The sequence below is a fragment of the Butyrivibrio sp. M55 genome (assembly GCF_900116865.1).
Classification (GTDB): domain Bacteria; phylum Bacillota; class Clostridia; order Lachnospirales; family Lachnospiraceae; genus Butyrivibrio.
In genome coordinates this window covers 44,193-60,382 of the sequence record NZ_FPCD01000014.1, presented here as the reverse complement: position 1 = coordinate 60,382, position 16,190 = coordinate 44,193, and the positions used below count along the sequence as shown (strand labels likewise).

General features: G+C 42.0%; 9 protein-coding genes. All 9 read left to right on the top strand.

Annotation, left to right across the window (positions count from 1 at the left end):
- Positions 1-1,698: a serine/threonine protein kinase gene (locus BM398_RS13325; protein WP_092338196.1), complete on the top strand. Its 1,698-nt coding sequence runs from the start codon at positions 1-3 to the stop codon at positions 1,696-1,698.
- A 3-nt stretch (positions 1,699-1,701) separates the two neighbouring features.
- Positions 1,702-2,139, top strand: coding sequence for a hypothetical protein (locus tag BM398_RS13320; RefSeq protein WP_092338194.1), 438 nt, complete (start codon positions 1,702-1,704; stop codon positions 2,137-2,139).
- Positions 2,132-4,003: an excinuclease ABC subunit UvrC gene (gene uvrC, locus BM398_RS13315; protein WP_092338192.1), complete on the top strand. Its 1,872-nt coding sequence runs from the start codon at positions 2,132-2,134 to the stop codon at positions 4,001-4,003. Before BM398_RS13320 ends, uvrC begins: the two co-directional genes overlap by 8 nt.
- Before the next feature lie 242 nt (positions 4,004-4,245).
- The gene (locus BM398_RS13310) at positions 4,246-8,580 is read left to right on the top strand and encodes an Ig-like domain-containing protein (protein WP_092338190.1); all 4,335 of its coding nucleotides are present in this window, start codon (positions 4,246-4,248) and stop codon (positions 8,578-8,580) included.
- A 202-nt stretch (positions 8,581-8,782) separates the two neighbouring features.
- Positions 8,783-13,489 (top strand): hypothetical protein, encoded by a 4,707-nt coding sequence (locus BM398_RS13305; protein ID WP_092338188.1) that lies wholly within the window; start codon positions 8,783-8,785, stop codon positions 13,487-13,489.
- 106 nt (positions 13,490-13,595) lie between these two features.
- The gene (locus BM398_RS13300; protein WP_092338186.1) at positions 13,596-14,321 is read left to right on the top strand and encodes a lysophospholipid acyltransferase family protein; all 726 of its coding nucleotides are present in this window, start codon (positions 13,596-13,598) and stop codon (positions 14,319-14,321) included.
- Positions 14,322-14,338: 17 nt separating this feature from the next.
- On the top strand, positions 14,339-14,521 hold the full coding sequence (locus BM398_RS13295) for a hypothetical protein (RefSeq protein WP_026655873.1): 183 nt from the start codon (positions 14,339-14,341) through the stop codon (positions 14,519-14,521).
- 80 nt (positions 14,522-14,601) lie between these two features.
- A complete protein-coding gene (locus BM398_RS13290; protein ID WP_026655872.1) occupies positions 14,602-14,799 on the top strand; it encodes a DUF6465 family protein in 198 nt (65 codons plus the stop codon).
- 133 nt (positions 14,800-14,932) lie between these two features.
- A complete protein-coding gene (pseC, locus tag BM398_RS13285) occupies positions 14,933-16,126 on the top strand; it encodes a UDP-4-amino-4,6-dideoxy-N-acetyl-beta-L-altrosamine transaminase (protein ID WP_092338184.1) in 1,194 nt (397 codons plus the stop codon).
- Positions 16,127-16,190: the final 64 nt, after the last annotated feature.

Here is a 16,190-nt window from a genome sequence, read left to right as displayed (position 1 = left end):
ATGTTAGAAATTGGAAGCATTGTCGGCGGCAAGTATAAAGTACTGAATATTATTGGTCAGGGTGGTATGAGTACCGTTTACCTGGCTATGAATGAGCGTGCGAACAAGCAGTGGGCAATTAAAGAGGTCAGAAAAGACGCAGTAACCAACTACCGTGTTGTGCGTCAGAGCCTTATTACAGAGACCGATCTGTTAAAAGAGCTCTCACATCCCTATCTTCCCAGTATAGTGGATGTTATTGAAGAGGACGGAAGATTCCTTATCGTAATGGATTACATCGAAGGAAACACTTTGGAAAAAGCGCTCAGACTTCTCGGACCTCAGCCGCAGGAATACGTAATTGAGTGGGGCATACAGCTTTGTGATGTACTTGGATATCTTCACACCAGAAAGCCTCCTATTATATACAGAGATTTGAAGCCCGGAAATATCATGCTCCGTCCAAACGGAACAATTACACTTATTGATTTCGGAACAGCCAGAGAATATAAAGAAGCAAATACGGGAGATACATCATACCTCGGAACCAGAGGATATGCCGCTCCCGAGCAGTTCGGCGGAATGGGACAGACGGATGCGAGAACAGATATCTATTGCCTAGGAACGACAATGTATCATCTTGTAACAGGCCACAATCCCGGAGAGCCTCCGTTTGAGCTGTATCCCATAAGATATTGGAACCCGCAGCTTTCACCCGGACTTGAGTATATTATCGCGAAATGTGTTCAGAATAACCCGGATGACAGATATAACTCCTGTGCGGAAGTTATGTACGATCTCCAGAATTACAAGGAGCTCGACAGAGGATATAAGAAGACAGCAAAGATCAGTATCGCGCTTTTTGCCGCAGTGGTAGCTCTTTTCGTCGTATTCCTTTCATCTGCGGTATCATTCAAGGTTAAGGCAAATACGATACAGAAAGAGAATTATACGCATTACATAACAGAAGCAAAGGGTGCTGCAGATAACCTTACATCCGTTGAGATGTATGCGAAGGCCATTGCGATGCAGCCTGAGAATAAGGATGCGTATATAGATCTTTTGGATAATTTTTTCCTTATTGATGATAACTTCTCTGAGGAAGAAGATAAGCAGTTAAGGTCGATACTCATTACTCCCACAAAAGAGGGAACTGTTGAAGAAGCTCTTGCAAAGAATAAAGATGCTTATGCAGAGATAGCTTATAAGCTTGGAATTGCATATTATTATTGTTATAAGGAAGAAGGCAATAAGCAGATGGCAATCAAGTGGCTTGAGATTGCTGCAGAAAACAATAAGCTATCAACTGCGCAGCAGGAAAGAGCGAAGCGTCTCGGAAAGATTGCCGGTTATTACAACGTGATAGGTAATTCAACTAAGACAGGCGATAAAGTAGTTAGTTACAAAGAATTCTGGGGTGACCTTGTGGCGATTGCTGACGGCGATATCGCAGCTGTTGATAATGAAACAACGGCGCTTATCATCTATAAGGAGATAGCAAGTCAGGTATATAACAGTGCGGATAAGTTTTTGAAAGATGGAGTAACATATGAGGAAATTAATGATGAGATAACCCTCTTACTCAGAAGCATTGATTATATCGTCAGCAACTACGAGCTTACAGACAGAACCAGAGAACTTGTCAGCGAAGACCAGAGAAATTTAGCGCTTGCAAAGGATGCGCTTGAAACCGCTGCAGGCAAAAAGAAGAATGGGTAAAAAATGAACGATATAGAATTATACAATCTTATGGCGCTCATATCTGCGGGTGTGGCGTTTATAATGCTTGTGCTTGCCATAGTAATGTGGATTAAGCTTGATATAAGGCATTATATAGCCGTGCTTACGGGAACCGAGGCCAGAAAAAGAATAGAGAACTTAAGGAAATCAGCGGAAGCCGGAAGCGTCCATGCAGATGTTTACGGAAGCAACAACAAGGCTAAGCTTTCATGGAATACATCGGAAGGTCTTGCTAGAGTTGCTGCGATGGAGATTTCCGATGAAGACGGAACAGTTGTCCTTGCACCTACAGGTACCATGCAGAGAGAAGGTACAACGGTGCTTGAGAGTAGCGAAGAATACGCAACAACAGTATTAAACGCAATAAAAGATTCAGAATTTGTTGTTGAAAGAGAAATAGTTAACAGAGGCGATGAGTGATTTTGACGTCAAAGAAGAATTAAAGAAACTTCCGAACAAACCCGGCGTATACATTATGCGTGATTCAAACGACACCATAATGTACGTTGGGAAAGCGGTTAACTTGCACAACCGTGTCAGGTCTTATTTTCGAGCCAATATCGGAAGAGGACCGCAGATAGACAGAATGGTCGAGCAGATTGCCCGCTTTGAGTATATCGTGACGGATTCTGAGCTCGAAGCCCTCGTTCTTGAGAATAATCTCATCAAAGAGCATTGTCCCAGGTATAATACCCTTCTAAAAGATGACAAGACATACCCCTATATTAAAGTGACAGTCTCGGAGGATTATCCGAGAGTTCTTTTTTCCAGACTGATGAAAAAAGACAGATCGAGATACTTCGGCCCATTTACGAGTGCTGCGGCCGTAAAGGATACGATCGATCTTATAAACAAACTCTATGGCCTTAGGACATGTAACAGGGTTCTTCCAAGGGACATAGGGCTGGACAGACCATGCCTTAATTACCACATGAAGCAGTGCAGCGGTCCCTGTACAGGCGATATTACCAAGGAAGAGTACAGAGAACGCGTTGACAAGGCGCTTGAATTTTTAAACGGAAACTACGGGCTTATTATAAAAGAGCTTGAGCAGAAGATGAATGATGCTTCGGAAGAACTTGATTTTGAATCCGCTGCAAAATACAGAGATCTTCTTTCGAGTGTCAGAGTCGTTGCCCAGAAACAAAAAATGACAGACTCGTCAATGGAAGACAAAGACATAATCGCTATAGCTTCAGACGAGAACGATGCGGTGGTACAGGTCTTTTTCGTAAGGGACGGAAGACTGATCGGAAGAGAACACTTCTATATGACTCATGTGTCAGAAAATCCGGAAAAAGAAATCCTTCTCAATTTCGTGAAGCAGTTTTATGCGGGAACACCTTTTATTCCCAGAGAATTGGTGCTTCCTGAACCCATTGAGGATATGGAGATAATCCAGGAGTGGCTCAGTGAGAGGAAAAGTAGCAGAGTCTACATAACCGTTCCCGAAAGAGGACAAAAAGAAAAACTCATGGAACTTGCGGCTCAGAACGCAAGGCTTATTTTGTCCAAGGATAAAGAGAGGATAAAACGCGAAGAGGGTAGAACCATCGGCGCTGTAAAAGAGATAGAAAAGCTCCTTGGACTTAAGGATATCAGCCGAATGGAGGCGTATGACATTTCCAATATAAGCGGCTTTGCAAATGTAGGTTCCATGGTAGTTTACGAAAAGGGAAAGCCCAAGAAGAGCGACTACAGGAAGTTTAGGATTCAATCGGTTTCAGGTCCCGATGACTATGCGTGCATGCACGAAGTGCTGACAAGAAGGCTTCTTCATGGAATCGAAGAAAAGAAAGATCTCGAAGTAAGGGAGATTGATGCAAGATACGGAAGCTTTACCAAGTTCCCCGACCTGATACTGATGGACGGAGGAAGAGGACAGGTCAATATCTGTCTGAAAGTTCTCGATGAACTTGGAATCAACATCCCTGTGTGCGGAATGGTGAAGGATGACAATCACAGAACCAGAGGGCTTTATTATAACAATGTCGAGCTTCCGATAGATACCAGATCGGAGGGCTTCAAACTTATCACAAGGATACAGGATGAGGCGCATAGATTTGCTATCGAGTATCACAGGTCGCTGCGCAGTAAAGCGCAGGTTAAAAGCTCGCTTGATGACATCCCGGGAATTGGTCCGTCGAGAAGGAAGGCGCTGATGAAGCATTTTAAGTCCATAGAAGACATAAGAAATGCTTCAGCTGAGGAAATTTCTGAAGTTCCGGGGATTCCTGCAAATGTTGCGGTAAAAATTAAGGAGTTTTTAAGCGGGAATAAATAGAATATCCGATTAATTTATCCGAAAGAATACATACTTAAAAAGTGGCTAAAAAGGCCACTTTTTTTAATTGAAAAATTTAATGCGATTTTCGATATTTTTAGCAGAAAATCTATTGCTATTATCAAAAAAAAGATGTAATATTAGCGAAGCTGAATTAACATTCAATAACAATTCATTAACAGCTTGATTACAAATGCTTAGGGAAAAGCATGAGAAAAGTCTGGGATAGCTTGGAGGAAAGTATGAAGAAGGTCAAATTAAGGTCTATGGCGAAAAGAATGCTTCCGGTAATGTTGATACCGATTCTTTTGTTCGGAAACTATGCCACAATCACGGCTTATGCTGAGGAAGTAACTGCTCAGGAGAAGGCAGTGGAGGAGAAGGCTACTGAAGAGAAGAAGTCTGAGGATAAGGCTTCGGAGGAAACAAGCAAGGAAGATAAGGCTAAGGAAGAGAAAGCTGCTGAGGAAAAAGCCAAGGAAGATAAGGCTAAAGAAGAGAAAGCTGCTGAAGAAAAAGCCAAAGAAGATAACTCCAAAGAGGAAAAAGCCAAAGAGGACAAATCTAAGGAAGAAAAGGCAAAAGAAGATAAGTCTAAAGAAGAGAAAGCTACAGAGACTAAGGCTTCAGAAGACAAGAAAACCACAGAGACAACTGACTCCAAGACTGATAAGAGCAAAGAGTCGGACGAGAGCGACAAGAAAAGCGATAAGAAGGAAGATAGCTCTAAGTCTGATGAAAGCACACCGGATGTGGTAGAACCTGTAAAGAACGTAGACGACGTACTTGAGAACAAGCAGGAGACCACACCTGAAGAGACTGAAAACAAGGAAGATACAGACAAAAAGCCTGTTAAGAAAAAAGATAAAAAGGTTACAATAAATTTCGATATACAGAACAAAGGCAATAGCGGATTGAAGATCTCTGCTGAAGATAAAAACGACATAGGCAGATCATATTCTTTCGATGTTAAGGCGGAAGAGGACTCTGCTGAGGTTGTTTTCAGCTATTCTATTGCAAGTTTTTATGAACTGTATTTTGTTTCTGGTGACGAGTTCACTGTAGATGCAAAGGAACATACCATCACATGCAAATTGGAAGACCTGAAGGACGGTGAGAATAAGTTCAAGTTCACAGGTAAAGTTGATGTGACAGATAAAGACGCTCCTGCAATCTCAGAGCCCGGAGCAAAGGGAGATGCAGATTACACAGGGAGCAACGGAGAAGCGGTAGTTGCAGGTTCAGACAAGTCAAAGCCTGCTTTCACAGTAAAAGTTACTGACGAGGGATCGGGCGTTGATAAGGTTTATGCCGTAGATTCATATGGCACACAGCGTGAAATGTCAGGAGATGACGGTTCATATTCATGGTCTCCTTCAAATTACGGAAATTACAAGATTGTAAAGGTAATTGCTAAGGATAAGCTTGGAAATAAGTCAGAGAGCGGAGTGGGAGATATTCCTCTTATCTGCTACTATGCTTCAGATGAAGAGAAGGATTTCAGAGTAAATACAAAGACTGAAGACTGGTATTCACTTGCAGCACATAATGAATCAAACTTCATGCTTGAAGTAACAGGTATATCCAACCGTGAGGTTCAGGAGATCACAGTATCCGATGTATCAACAAAGGTAGATATCTCAAGAAGCAACTATGGCGGAAGATATACATTCAGAGCAAATATTCCGCTTCCTGTAAAAGAAGGCGAAAAAGAATATGAAGTAAAATGTCTTTTCTACGGAGACAAAGAGGCAAAGACAATTGCGAAGAAGACAGTAAGAATCGATAACACAGCACCTTCTGCAGAAATCAAAGTAGACGGTGAAGAAGAGAAGCTCACACCTTTTGAGAGATTCCTTCGTCTGTATGACAGATTCGGATGGTTCGCTTCAAACAAAGATATAAATGTCCTTATCAAGGTTCCAAAGAACTGCGATGGCGAGACAAAAGATAAGAAGACCAGTGGATTCTATGGAATTGTTTATAACGTAAACGGTCAGAGAAGAGAAAAGACAATTAACGACGCAAGCGGCAAGAGCGATAAAGAATATTATGTATTTGAAGAAAGAGTTCGCTCATACGGCGGATTGTCAGAGTGCAAATACGATGTAGAAGTAGTAAGCATCAGAGACTATGCAGGAAACGTGGCAGATCACGTTGAAGGCGGAACAGGTTCATTCGTTATCGATAAGTCTGCACCTACCATTGTTTACGATGTTGACGGAATGGTTGCACAGGACGAGAACAGAATGTACTTTGGTGGCAATGCTCGCGGTACTGTAACAATCGAAGATATGGATCTTGATATTGATTCTATCAAGTTTACAGAAGGTTCCGGAGAAAACTTCAAGTATGCTATTCCTTCTTATAATGAAAAAGAGAGCGACGGAAAGCATAAGGCTGTTTACGATTTCAGACTTGAAGGCGACGGAACATACAAGATCGAGACATATGCCAAGGATACACTCGATCAGGAAAATACAGCGCTCAGTAATGAGATGGTTGTTGATACAACAGCTCCCAAGATTGAGATTTCTTATGATAAAGAAGCTCCTTCGGCAGACGGAAGCAAGTACTATGCACAGAACGTGCAGGTAACCGTAAAGGTAGATGAAAAGTGGCTTGATGAGACTAAGTCATTTGTATACATCAAAAAGCTTGATGTTTCAGGCGCAGAAGTAGGTCATGCACCTCTTAATGACTGGAGCGGAGACCTTGGAGATGAGAGCCATCAGATCACATTTACAACTGACGGCGACGGAATGTATCAGATCTCAGTTGAAGCATATGATATGTCCGAGAACCACGAAAGCGCAGAAGGAAACAAGTTTGGCGTAGATACTACAGTACCTGAGGTAACACTTACATTTGATGAGAACGATCCTCAGAATGACAAGTACTACAACAAGCCCAGAACAGCTACTCTCACAGTTACAGACTTCTCTTTCTACAACGAGGGAGAAACACTTGATATCGACCAGAAGGTTGGCGGTGCAGAAGTAGACGGATGGGCAAACACAGGCCTTAACACATACACACGTACAATTAAGTTTGCGGAAGACGGATTCTACAGCTTCAATTTCCTTTGCAAAGACAGAGCAGGAAATGAGTCAAAGAATGTTTATGAAAAAGAATTCGTAATTGACCGCACATCACCTGAAATAAATGTTACATACAACAAAATAGCTGTTGGAAACGAGAAGTTCTACAAGGATACAAGAGTTGCAAACGTAGACATTAAGGAAATGTCTTTTGCAGACAAGCTCGTTGAAGTTACACCTCAGTCAATTCCTGATGTTTCATCGGTACCGGCACTTGCAGGATTTGCTTCAAACAACTTCAACAACGTTTCACATATCTCATTCAGTGAGGATGGAACATACGGCTACGTTATCAAGTGCACAGACCTTGCAGGTAATACATCAAAAGAATTCACATCTGATGTATTCATTATCGACAAGACAGCACCTGAAGTAACATTCTCAGGAGTTGAGAACTACTCAGCGAACAACGGTGTAGTAGCACCTTCGGTAGTTTATGGAGATAAGTACATTGATATAGATGCTTCTAAGGTTGCTCTTAAGGGTGCAAACAACGGTGGAGTAAACGTAGAATGTGCAATTAAGCCTATTGAGAACGGCTTCTCAGTTTCATACAGCGACTTCTCACATGATAAGAAGATGGATGACCTGTATGTACTTGAAGCAACAGTTCGCGACAAGGCAGGAAACGAGACCAAGGACAAGCTTGTGTTCTCAGTTAACCGTCACGGTTCGGTATTCGTAATCGGTGATGTTGCAAAGAAGTTCAACGAGAAGTACTACATAAATGAGCCCAAGGATATCACGATCACAGAGATCAACATCGATGAGCTCACACAGAAGAACGTTTCAATAAGCCGCGACGGAGATATCAAGGACCTCAGAAAGGGAAAAGATTTCTCAGTTAAGCAGCAGGGAAATGAAACATCTTGGAAGACATACACATACACAATTTCCAAGAACAACTTCAATGAAGACGGTGTTTATGCATTAACCGTATATAGTAAAGATAAAGCTACAAACGTACAGGATAACAAATCAAGAGATGCAGAAGTATCATTTGCAATTGATATGACCGCACCCGGAATTGTTGCCGCAGGAATTGAACAAGGCGGAGTATACAAACAGGAATCACTGGACTTCAACGTCAACGTAACAGATAACATGGGCGTATCAAAGCTTTCTATCTGCAATAACGGAGAAGAAATTGATTCTTGCACAGGAGAAGAGCTTGAGGAAAAAGGCGGAGTAAGAAGCCTTACACTTAAGGAAGCCGATAAGGTACAGGAGATCACAGTTATTGCCGAGGATCTTGCAGGTAATAAGGAAACAATGGCAATTGGCGGAATACTCGTAACAACTAAGCAGGAAGTAATTGATGATAATAAGACTGCTTTGGATCCCGAGCCCGGACCGAAGCCCGGAAATGTACCCAGCCCTGCAAACAGCATGTCATACTTTGTATTTGCAATTGCAGCAATCGCAACATTGTCAGTCGGCGGCGGAGCAATCTGGCTTATTAGGATGAAGAAATAAAATAACAAAATAAATAACAAACAAAAAAGCAGTTTAACGACTGCTTTTTTGTTTGGAAAAAATAATTTCACATTTGTTTTTTCGTATGAAAATATATTGTCAATAGCGCGGAACTGCGGTACTATTAACGGTGCTGGGCGAAAAAGCCCGCATGCTTTTGGGGAAAAGCATTTAAAGTCTGGAAATATCTTGGAGGAGAAGTATGATGTACACCAAAGTCAAGGCTATTGCGAAAAAAGTGCTTCCGGTTATGATGGTACCAGTTCTTTTATTCGGCAATTATGCCACAATCACGTCTTATGCAGATGAACTCGAAATGTCTGCAAATCCCACAGAGGAAAAACAAAATATAGAAACAGAACCAGTAAGTACTAAAAATGGTCCTGAATTAGTTGATGGAGGGGGGCGCACTGGATTAGTTGTTGAGCAGAATAGTGAGCCCGGAACAGGACAAGACAAGTCAGGTTCTAGCAACCAACCAGAGCAGGAAGGTGAAAAATTGGACGGCCCTTCAGAACCAAAGGTTGATGATGCCGACGATTTACCAAAGCAGAATGGGGGAGGCGCTACCGGTTTAACAGAACAGAATGGTAAAGAAGTTGTAGGGGCGGACAATGAAGAACCAAAAGTTTTAGGAAGTCAGGACGGAGCAAAAACCAAAGGTGTAGCTCGAAATATTCTGACATCTATGACTGGTGTTGGTACTGATGCTCCTTCTTCACTTGATTTTTTGGCAAAAGCCAAAAATGGAGTGCCTAATCAGAATGGTTCGAGTGGCAAAAAATCTAAGTCAACTTCCATAGAAAAAAAATGCAAAGTGAACATATCATTTAACATAGAGAATGGAGCCGAGGGTGACTTTATACTCTATTTAGATGGTCAAAAAATCGATGGTTACACATATTCTTTTGACGTGTCAGAAAAAAGTCAGTCAAGAGAAATTGTTTTTAATTATACACTTGCCGACAATTACAAGCTGGATGATGTTTCAGGCGGCACTATAAATACTGAAGAAAAAACTATCACATGTTCATACGAAGGTATTAGTTTTGGTGATGATAGCGAAGATAATGACGAAAACAATAACGATAACACCAATGGTGATGAAAACGACACCAATAATAATGACGAAAATAATAACGATGATAACAACAGCAACGGTAATGATGTAAACGGCACAGGTAATAATGATAATGACGGAAACAGCACAGATGATAATGGCGAAAGTAATGGCGTAAGCAATGAACAGGCAGAACTTAGTAGAGATTACACATTCTCAGCCACAGTAACAAAGATCGACGCCGAAGGCCCTTCCATTGAGGCTCCTTCTGTAAACATTAGAGAAAATGCAGTTCAAGCGGTTCAATATGAAGGAAGCGACGGAAAAAGTGTTATAGCTTCATCAGATGGCGCTGAGCTGGTATTTACAGTAAAGGTAACGGATGAAAAGTCAGACGTTGACGAAAACGAGGTGTTTGCGGTTGATTCTAAAGGTGCTAAGCACCAAATGACTAAGAGCGAGAATGATAACGACATCTATACCTGGTCACCAAGTGAAGCTGGCAATTATTCAATCAAAAAAGTAATCGCAAAAGATCAGTGGGGCAACGAAGCATCCATTCCTAATAATAATGATGATGATGCAATGTCAGATCTCTTTGATTCTCTCCCTACAATGTGCTATTACCCTGCAAACGAGGAGAGCAACTTATCTGTTAGCACTATCGATAAAGAAGGAGAGTGGCAGCAGTTTAACGGAACTACATTTGGAATGACGATTAAGACTGAGAATATAACTGAGAAGAAAACAGTCAGAGAGATAGAGTCGGTAAAGATAAAGAAAACAGACGAGAGCGGAAATACGTCTGAAATTCCTGTCAATGAATCTCAGATACATCGCAGTTTTTCAAATGATAAAAACTCAGACGGAAAGCACGCTTTCAGCGCAACAGTTAATATACCTGTAGAAGAAGGCGAAAAGATTTATGAAGTAAGCTGCCATTTTTACGGCGACAGCGAGAAAGACGAAAACGGTAATGACATAGACATATACAAACACGTTGCCACGAAGACTGTAAGAATCGACAACACAGCTCCTTCAGCGGAGATTGTTATTGACGGTGATGAGAACGAGATCAACCTCACTTCATTTGGCAAATTTTTCCGTGATTTCATGCGCGGATGGTTTGCGGCTAACAGCGATATAACAGTTCTTATTAAGGTTCCGAGGAACTGCGACGGTGCAACGGATGCTAAGAGAGTCAGCGGCTTTAAGGGCATAACTTACGAAGTTAATTATGACGGTGAAAAAAAGGAAGTAACCAAGACAATCAGTGACATTAACGCTTCTAAGAGTACAGATGAGTATTATGTGTTCGAGGAAAAGATAAAATCAACAGGCGAACTTAACATAGACGATTATAATGTTCAGGTGCTCAGCATATGCGACTTTGTAGATAATGTTGCAGATCATGCTGAGGGCATCAAAGAGTTAGGGCAGACAAGATTTATTATAGACAGAACAGCACCTACTATCGTTTATGATATTGACGGTCAGGTTGCGCAGGATGAAAACAGACTTTACTTTGGAAGCAGCGCTCGCGGTAAAGTAACTATCGAAGATATCGATCTTGACGTTGATTCAATTAAGTTCAGAAACGAAGACGGATCGGTTAAGTATATAGTTCCTTCCTACAATGAAAAAGACAGCGTTGAACTTAGCAAGCGCATATACAATTTCCTTCTCGAAAACGACGGTGCATACAAGATTGAGACAACTGCAAGCGATACACTCGGACAGACAAGTTCTGAGACAAGTACAGAGATAGTTGTTGATAAGGTGGCCCCCAAGATTGAGATTACATATGATAAAGAAGCTCCTTCGGCAGACGGAAACAAGTACTATCCTTCAAACGTTCAGATTACTGTAAAGGTAGATGACAAATGGCTTGATAAAACAAGTTCTTTTGTCCGTGTGAAAAAAATTGATGTGGCAGGCGGAGAAGTTGGTGTTGAGCCGCTTAATAACTGGAGCGGAGACCTTGGCGACGATGAGCATGTCATAACATTTACAACTGACGGCGACGGTTTCTACCAGGTTTCGGTTGAAGCGTATGATATGTCAAAGAACCATGACAGCGCTGAAGGAAACAAGTTTGGGGTAGATACTACGGTTCCTGAAGTTACACTTACGTTTGACGAGAACGATCCTCATAATGATAAATATTATGACAAGGCAAGAACAGCAACCATCACGGTTACAGATTTTTCTTTTAACGAAGATGAAGCGAAGCTTGCAATTGATGAGCAGGTTGGAAAAGCATCAGCAAGTAGCTGGGCAAACACTGCAGTTAATGTATATACACGCACGGTAAGCTTTGAGCAGGACGGAAAGTATACGCTCAAGTTTAACTGTAAGGATAAGGCGGGAAACAGCTCAAATGAGGTTTCTGAGGCAGAGTTCGTAATTGACCGCACCGCGCCTGAGATAAATGTTTCATATAACAGCTTAACTCCCGGAAACGGCAAGTATTACAAGGATACACGAATCGCAAATGTAAATATCAAAGAGATGTCTTTTGACGACAAACTTGTTGAACTGGCACCTCAGCCTGTGAGTGACTTGGGCACAATGCCGGCATTCAATGGATTTTCATCTTCGGATGACAGGAACGTTTCGCAGATTTCATTCAGCGAAGACGGAACATACGGATATATCATTAAGTGTAAAGACCTTGCGGGTAACACGGCAACCGAGTACATGTCGGATATATTCATTATTGATAAGACAGCTCCCGAAGTTAACTTCTCAGGAGTTGAGAACTTCTCGGCAAACAACGGCGAGGTTGCACCTACTGTGGTTTATGGCGATAAGTATATTGACATTCAGGCTTCCAAGGTTACTTTGAAGGGCGCAAACAACGGACCTGTAAATGTCGGAAGCAGCGTAAAGCAGATAGAGAACGGCTTTGCAGTTTCATACAGCGATTTTGCGCATGACAAGAGCATGGACGATCTGTACGTGCTCGAGGCGACAGTTTGCGATATGGCGGGAAATCAGACCAAGGACGAACTTGTCTTTTCCGTTAACCGTCACGGTTCGGTATTTGTTGTCGGCGATGTGGCCAGAAAGTTCAATGAGAAATATTACATTAACCAGCCCAAAGACATCACGATAACTGAGATCAACATCGATGAGCTCACGCAGAAAGATGTTTCGATAAGCCGCGACGGAAGTATCAGAGAGCTCGTAAACGGCAAGGACTATTCCGTAAGCCGCCAGGGAAGCGATACTTCATGGAAGACATATACTTACACAATTGGTAAAAAGAACTTTGGAACGGACGGAATTTACTCCGTAACGGTTTACAGTAAGGACAAAGCGACAAACATCCAGGATAACAAGTCGAGAGATGCCGAGATTACCTTCGCGGTTGATATGACGGCTCCCGGAATTGTTACCGCAGGACTTGAAGAGGGCGGCGTTTACAAGCAGGATTCGCTTGACTTCAACGTTGACGTAACAGACAACATGGGTGTTGAGAATCTCACCATCTACAAGGACGGCCAGATCGTTAAGTCATGCACCGGCGAAGAACTTGAAGGAGTCGGCGGCGTAGAGACCATCACTCTTAATGAGTCGGAGGAGAGACAGTCCGTTACCGTTATTGCGCAGGACTACGCAGGCAACAAGGAGACTCTCGCAATCGGAGGAGTCCTCGTATCAACCAAGGAAGTTCCTGTCGAGACAGAAGATATCCTCGGTCAGAAAAAAGAGAATCCTCATAAAAAGAATGCGGCTAAAAACAGCTTATCATTCTTTGCTTATGCTCTTGCTGCTGTGGCAGCGTTGTCTGTTAGCGGAGGAGCGGTATATTTGATTAAAGTAAAAAGTAAGGTTGAAAAATAAGATTATGTGATAGAATAAGTATCATGATATAAGATACAGTGCAGTAATTCATGGAATTTGGTAAAAGATCTCGTTTTAAAAATTAACAGGAAAAGAAAACACACTGATGCGGAATTTTTATCACACAATCATAATCAATATTCACAGAATTATTTTTTATCTTATTAAGTCAAATATATGGCTTAGGCATATCGAGAGACATTCTGCGGAAGAGCGATATGCTCTTGCGAACGAGATGGTCACTTGGTCGAATAAGTCATCGGGGTACAAGACTATTGCTTACGGATACGAGAACCTGCCGAAAGAAGGCGGGTACATGCTCTATCCGAATCATCAGGGTAAGTACGACGTACTTGGAATTTTTAATACTCATAAGAGGCCGATTTCATTTGTGATGGATGAAAAGAGATCGCATCTGATATTGGTCTCGGAGTTTCTAAGGCTCGTTGAAGGTAAGACGATTGAGCTTAACGATCCGAGGCATACAATAACTGTTTTTAACGAGATGGCGGAAGAACTTAAGCAGGGCAGGAAGTTCATTCTTTTTCCGGAAGGCGGATATAAGGAAAACAACGGCAATGTTGTGGAGACTTTCAAAGCGGGAAGTTTTAAGGTTGCACTGATGGCGAAAGTTCCGATTGTGCCCGTGGCGCTTGTTGATTCGTATAAAGTGTACAACAGCGATCACGTCGGGCCTGTCACAACATATGTCTATTACCTTGATCCAATCTATTATGACGAATACAAGGACATGCGCAGTCACGAGATTGCGGCCATGGTTGAAAAGATCATAAAAGAAAAGATTGCGGAGCATCTTGCGAATAATAAATAAATCTTCCGGAGGTTGTAATGAACAAGCTATTTGCGGTTTTTGCGGCGCTTACCTTTATCGCCGGCGTTATCGTTTTTACTCACGGCGAGCTCAATAAGAACAGTGAGGATGAGCCCGAGACTTATAAATGGATGAGGATATTTGGGGCAATATTGGCGCTCATCGCGATTGTATGTGCCATATTATGTAAAAGTATGTAGCCTTTCGTATTTTCTTTTTGTTATATAGGGTGTAAAATAAACGTAATTAAGAACACTTTTATATTGAGGGAGGGAATAAAATGGCGGCTACAAGTATCAAAACTAAGGTAGAAATTCAGTACTCAGATCTGACGATTACCGATGATCAGCTTGTTTCAAAGGCTAAGAAAGCCTATGGAAAAAAAGACATTAAGGACCTCAACATTTACGTTAAGCCCGAAGAGAAGATGGGATATTTCGTTGTAAACGGAAGTGACAACGGATGTTTCGACCTCTGATATTAAGGCGAAGTAACAAGTATAACAGATAATTGATCGCAGACGGGAAGCTACGGTTTTTCGTCTGTTTTCTTTTGTGCAAAACATGGTATTATAATAGGGTTAAAGTGTAATTTCAGAAAGAAGGAACATAATGGAGAAACTTGCGATAAACGGAGGAACTCCGGTAAGAAAAGAAAAATTATATTACGGAAAACAGTGGATAGATGAAGATGATGTGAAGGCTGTGGCTGAAGCGCTTACAGATGACCTGATAACATGCGGTCCGCGCGTTGCGGCACTTGAGAAAAAACTCTGCGAAGTTACGAAAGCAAAATATGCGGTGGCGGTAAGTAACGGAACAGCGGCACTTCACTGTGCGTGCCTTGCGGCAGGACTTGGTGAAGGAGATGAAGTAATAACATCACCCATCACATTTGCGGCTTCTGCAAACTGCGCGGTTTATGTGGGCGCAACACCTGTGTTTGCAGATATCGATCCCGAGACATATAACATAGACCCCGACAGCATAGAGGCTCATATAACTGATAAGACTAAGGCAGTGGTTGCGGTTGCTTATACGGGACAGTCTGTCGAGTATGACAGAATTCAGAAAATCTGCGACAAGCACGGACTTATTCTTATAACAGATGCGGCTCATGCAATCGGAACAAAGTATAATGGACAGCCTGTAGGCTCTATAGGCGATATGACCTGCTTTAGCTTCCATCCCGTTAAGACTGTAACATCGGGCGAGGGCGGAGCAATTACAACAAATGACCCTGAATTATATAAGAAACTTAGGCTTGCATCGCAGCACGGAATCGTAAGAAATCCGGATGACCTTGTGCATGAATCTGACGGCGCTTGGTACTACGAGATGCAGGAGCTTGGCTTTAACTACAGACTTACTGATATTCAGTCGGCTCTTTTGATAAGCCAGCTTGATAAATTGCAGAAATTCTCGGACAGAAGAAAAGAGATAGTAAATAAGTACAATGAAGCATTTAAGGATGTGCCTGAGATAATCGTACAGAAGGAGATTCCTGAGTCTGATACGACAAGGCACCTGTATGTGATACAGCTTGATCTTAACAAGCTTAAGTGCACAAGAAGAGAGTTCTTTGATGCTCTTTCTGCAGAGAATGTTCAGCCGCAGGTTCACTACGTGCCTGTATATTACTTCCCGTTCTATGAGAAGAAAGGGTACAAGAAAGGTCTTTGCCCTGAGGCTGAAAAGCTCTACAACGGAATGATGAGCATACCTCTTTATCCTCTTATGACTGACAGCGACGTGGATGATGTTATTACCGCGGTTAAAAAAGTTGTTGAGGGGTATAAAAAATAATAACGAAAATGTCCGCATAAGAAAGTAACGTAAAAATGTGGACAAGCTTTTATATAATGAATTA

Bases quoted from the DNA above. Each gene is read 5' to 3' on its own strand.
- BM398_RS13325 (WP_092338196.1), top strand. From the start codon at position 1: ATGTTAGAAATTGGAAGCATTGTCGGCGGCAAGTATAAAGTACTGAAT.
- BM398_RS13320 (WP_092338194.1), top strand. From the start codon at position 1,702: ATGAACGATATAGAATTATACAATCTTATGGCGCTCATATCTGCGGGT.
- uvrC (WP_092338192.1), top strand. From the start codon at position 2,132: ATGAGTGATTTTGACGTCAAAGAAGAATTAAAGAAACTTCCGAACAAA.
- BM398_RS13310 (WP_092338190.1), top strand. From the start codon at position 4,246: ATGAAGAAGGTCAAATTAAGGTCTATGGCGAAAAGAATGCTTCCGGTA.
- BM398_RS13305 (WP_092338188.1), top strand. From the start codon at position 8,783: ATGATGTACACCAAAGTCAAGGCTATTGCGAAAAAAGTGCTTCCGGTT.
- BM398_RS13300 (WP_092338186.1), top strand. From the start codon at position 13,596: ATGCGGAATTTTTATCACACAATCATAATCAATATTCACAGAATTATT.
- BM398_RS13295 (WP_026655873.1), top strand. From the start codon at position 14,339: ATGAACAAGCTATTTGCGGTTTTTGCGGCGCTTACCTTTATCGCCGGC.
- BM398_RS13290 (WP_026655872.1), top strand. From the start codon at position 14,602: ATGGCGGCTACAAGTATCAAAACTAAGGTAGAAATTCAGTACTCAGAT.
- pseC (WP_092338184.1), top strand. From the start codon at position 14,933: ATGGAGAAACTTGCGATAAACGGAGGAACTCCGGTAAGAAAAGAAAAA.